The following is a 3,138-nucleotide window of genomic DNA, read 5'->3' as shown; positions in this document are numbered from 1 at the left end:
AAACGTCAACAAGTAGCCTTAGTACCTGTTGACATTTTATTGTTAGCTTTAATAAACTTTTAATTGTATACCTTATCCTTCGTACCTAGTCTTTTTTATAATAAGTGCGCTATTTTTTCTTTGATTTATTATTGCCAAACTTATATACTGCATTAGCAACTACTACCATTAAAAAGATAACAAATATAATTGGAATTACTGTTACAATTATCGGTTTATACTTTTCTGATATTTGAGGATATTTGTTTTCTATGAAAATTCCGGTTATTAGTATAATAGCAATTAATGTTACTAGTGTAGTCATAACTAATAGAAATGTACGCTCAATTTTACTACAATTATATTTTAAGGCAATTATAAATGCCACTACCATGCAAGAACTTAATGCTAACACTATTATAGGAAAAGGTATATTTTCTATACCTACAACCTTAATAATGCTCATCGATATAAATACAAATATAATTGCCATTATATTATTTTTTTTCATAATTCATTTCACTTTCCTCTAAATATCCTAACATTATAATTCTAACATTTTATCATTATTTTCTGTATTTATAATTTTCATAAGCATCTGTGTAACCAAGAGTTATATCCCGAACGTGAAACGCCTAATTATTAAGCATTCCGCTAACAGAAACTCGGCGTTTTTCCTTGTTTAAATCATCACGCTTTTTAGTGACTTTAAGGTAAATAGTTTCTGTTATCTTCCTAGAATGCTTATAGCTTTTTTTAGCACATCAAGTGCATCCTGCGTATCTCTAAGTTCACACTTAAGTCGTGAAATTTCCTTTTGATCATCACTTGAGTAATTTCCAAAGCCACGTACAGTGATTCCTCCATTTTCACGAGATTGTCTAAGCCATTTAGTTAAAGTACTTTCCCCAATTCCAAGATTCTTTGCACATCCATTTTGGCCAAGTTCCTTATGGCTTTCATAATAATGTATTGCATCTTCTTTAAATTGCTTACTGTGTTGTTTATTCATGATAAAGTCCCCCATTCCATCTTAGTTCTATTTTATTCTTTATTTGGAACTTTCTCAATTAAACTTGTACTATTTATATTCTAGCATCACCTCGCATTTTTAACATAGTAGTGATTCTTGATTATTTTTGATTTCAACTAGGTTTTAGATGCTACTTACTGCAGAATTCTAATTATACAGTAAGTTAAATTGTTTTCTAACTATTCAATATTTAAATTTCTAAAAATATTATACTCAAGCATATATTTAAGCGACATGATTAGTATAATTTTGTGTTATTTTATTTTTGTTTTTTTGATTTATAACCCTTATTATATTTGTAAATTGCATTAGCTCCCCCTATTATTAAAAGGCTAAAAAATATAATTGCAATTAACACTATAAATAGGTTTCTATAATATTTTGAAATTTGAGGGTAATTATTGTCGACACTAACCCATATTATTAATACACTAAATAGTAATACTGATAATATTGTCATAATCAATAGATATACTCTCTCTTTTTTACTACCCTTATATTTCATGACACTTAAAAACATTCCTAACGAACACAATACTAGTATAATAATAATGACTGGAAAAGGTATGTTTTCTATACCTATAATTTTAATAATAGCAATTAATACAAAAGCTACTATAATTGCTATTACATTTTTGTTTTCCAAGCAAATCATCTCCTATAAATTTGTATCAATAAACTTATTAAATATCTTCATTCTTATATTAATCTTTTTTCCATATTTGATTTTCTGCAACTTCTGCTGTCATACCTACTCCAACTGCAAATAAAACTGTCCACCCAACTGGATTAGACAATCCAAATAATATTACAGTTGCAGACACTCCAACATCAATACCTGTCCTTCCCCATGCTTCACTACTGCTATAACCACTGTGAAAATCATCCCACACAGCAGCACCAGTGAATACGACACCTACTGCTCCTACTCTCTCTACACTACCTATCCCTCTAAGTACATTTGCTCCTTTAACTGGTACCATAAACTCTAGTCCAGCACGTCTTAAAGCCCTATTAATCGCTAGTGGTACAGCCTTAGGAATATCGCTTAATGCTGAGCTAATTCCACCTTCAATTCCTGTAACAACTGCACTTTTTGTAACACCTTTTGCTTGACTTCCACTAGAAACTATTCTGCCTGATGAATTCTTATTATTATCTTTAATCAACCGCTATATAAATTCTACAATTGTTTCTACTGGATTAACCATTCTGATGTTTAATTTCATATTCAACACCATTTAAAATAAGGCTACTTGTCTATATAAATAATATTGAATTACGTTATACTTTATAAAATATATCTAAACATAAAATAAAATTATATTTACTCTTCATAATAGTTGATTTTATAAAAAGCATCAATAAGTAATTTTAGTACATATTGATGCTTTTTTATTATTTTAATGCAAATCATATCAAGTTTTTATATAATTATCATTGTTTATACAACTCCAATTTACCTATAACAATATGTGCTAAAATTTATAATAAGTTTATATCCTTTTATACAAATAATTTAATTTCAAAACATATATTGGATTATTTTTTATTACTTGCAATAGACCATGCAATAACAGAAATTAACATAATTATTAAAAAGATCACAGAAGTCGGTATTAGAAGATAATTAGTAAGAAATTTATATTTAACCGGCATTATCTCTAAAAAAAATATTGATATAGAAAATGCAATTAAGTTTAGAGCAAAAATTATATAATATTTATCTTTGTTTTTACTTTTTCTTATTCTAAATATACTCCATACAAAATAAAGTATACCCGATAATATTATAAATAATATAACACAATATGGTATATTTTCTATTCCAATATATCTTATCACCATGACGATACTAAATACTAATATAAATTTAATTATTTTATCTGTACTTCTCATACTACCTCCCTATAAACTTCATATTTGATTTGCTAATAATTATATATTTTTTTCTTTAGAACCTCTCCGCCTACAGTAACTACAACAGTTGCTACTAATAATCCACCCAATCCTATTGGAGTAAATAGTGATAATCCAATTAACGTACCTGAACCTATTACATCAATTGCACTTCTTCCAAAGGCCTCTGAAGAACTATATCCACTATGGTAATTATCCCATACACA

6 protein-coding genes are annotated in these 3,138 nt (G+C 27.7%); all 6 read right to left on the bottom strand.

What is annotated here, in order from left to right:
- Window positions 1–109 precede the first annotated feature (109 nt).
- Window positions 110–490: a hypothetical protein gene (locus LQK79_RS20670; RefSeq protein WP_231017770.1), complete on the bottom strand. Its 381-nt coding sequence runs from the start codon at window positions 488–490 to the stop codon at window positions 110–112.
- A gap of 216 nt (window positions 491–706) precedes the next feature.
- Window positions 707–991 carry a transposase gene (locus LQK79_RS20665; RefSeq protein ID WP_053243579.1) on the bottom strand — a complete coding sequence of 95 codons (285 nt, stop codon included), beginning with the start codon at window positions 989–991 and terminating at the stop codon, window positions 707–709.
- Between the two features lie 280 nt (window positions 992–1,271).
- Window positions 1,272–1,658, bottom strand: a complete 387-nt coding sequence (locus LQK79_RS20660; RefSeq protein WP_053243578.1) for a hypothetical protein — start codon at window positions 1,656–1,658, stop codon at window positions 1,272–1,274.
- 58 nt (window positions 1,659–1,716) lie between these two features.
- Complete coding sequence (locus LQK79_RS20655; protein WP_053243577.1) at window positions 1,717–2,181, bottom strand: hypothetical protein; 465 nt, start codon at window positions 2,179–2,181, stop codon at window positions 1,717–1,719.
- Window positions 2,182–2,554: 373 nt separating this feature from the next.
- A complete protein-coding gene (locus LQK79_RS20650) occupies window positions 2,555–2,911 on the bottom strand; it encodes a hypothetical protein (protein WP_231017769.1) in 357 nt (118 codons plus the stop codon).
- 32 nt (window positions 2,912–2,943) lie between these two features.
- Window positions 2,944–3,138, bottom strand: a 195-nt coding sequence (locus LQK79_RS20645; protein WP_231017767.1) for a hypothetical protein, incomplete at its 5' end; no start/stop codon positions are given.

Source organism: Clostridium guangxiense (assembly GCF_021043395.1).
In the GTDB taxonomy this organism is placed as follows: domain Bacteria; phylum Bacillota; class Clostridia; order Clostridiales; family Clostridiaceae; genus Clostridium_S; species Clostridium_S guangxiense.
Note: the sequence above shows the minus strand (reverse complement) of the source record. Positions and strands in the feature narration are given on the sequence as shown.

Excerpts from the sequence above, each read along its gene's own strand:
- LQK79_RS20665 (WP_053243579.1), bottom strand. The coding sequence starts at position 991 with ATGAATAAACAACACAGTAAGCAATTTAAAGAAGATGCAATACATTAT.
- LQK79_RS20670 (WP_231017770.1), bottom strand. The coding sequence starts at position 490 with ATGAAAAAAAATAATATAATGGCAATTATATTTGTATTTATATCGATG.
- LQK79_RS20650 (WP_231017769.1), bottom strand. The coding sequence starts at position 2,911 with ATGAGAAGTACAGATAAAATAATTAAATTTATATTAGTATTTAGTATC.